At 53.2% G+C, this 724-nt stretch carries 1 rRNA gene; it reads left to right on the top strand.

The features are described from left to right. Positions 1-100: 100 nt before the first annotated feature. Positions 101-724, top strand: a 23S ribosomal RNA gene (locus HMPREF2990_RS00930); the annotation flags it as partial.

Raw genomic sequence — 724 nt, 5'->3', positions numbered from 1 at the left:
GTTTTGTGTTTGCAAGATCGTTTGTAAGTGTTTTGTGTATCTGCGCGCATTGCCTGCTGCTGTGTGTGGTGGGTGGTGTGTGTTGTATGTGTTGGGTAATTGTTTGGTTATTCAGGGCGTACGGTGGATGCCTTGGCATGCTTAGCCGATGAAGGACGTGTGAGGCTGCGTTATGCCTCGGGGAGTTGTCAACAAAGCGTTGATCCGAGGATGTCCGAATGGGGAAACCCAGCACCGGTTGTGTGGTGTTACCCGCAGATGAATGCATAGTCTGTGTGGGGGTTGACGCGGGGAAGTGAAACATCTCAGTACCCGTAGGAGAAGAAAACAATTGTGATTCTGCTAGTAGCGGCGAGCGAACGTGGATGAGGCTAAACCATGTGCGTGTGAGACCTGGCAGGGGTTGCGTGTGTGGGGTTGTGGGGTGCAATGGATCCAGGCTGTCACCTGGGTGCGTGTGTGTGCGTGTAAGCGGAAATTGCTTGGGATGGTGTACCGGAGTGGGTGAGAGTCCCGTACGTGAATGCATTGTGCACATGTGTTGTTGTTTGCCCCGAGTAGCAGCGGGCTCGTGGAATCTGCTGTGAATCTGCCGGGACCACCCGGTAAGCCTAAATACTAAGTGTGACCGATAGTGAATAGTACCGTGAGGGAATGGTGAAAAGTACCCCGGGAGGGGAGTGAAAGAGTTCCTGAAACCGTGCGCTTACAATCCGTCAGAGCA

The sequence above is a fragment of the Corynebacterium sp. HMSC071B10 genome (assembly GCF_001814825.1).
In the GTDB taxonomy this organism is placed as follows: Bacteria; Actinomycetota; Actinomycetes; order Mycobacteriales; family Mycobacteriaceae; genus Corynebacterium.
Note: the sequence above shows the minus strand (reverse complement) of the source record. Positions and strands in the feature narration are given on the sequence as shown.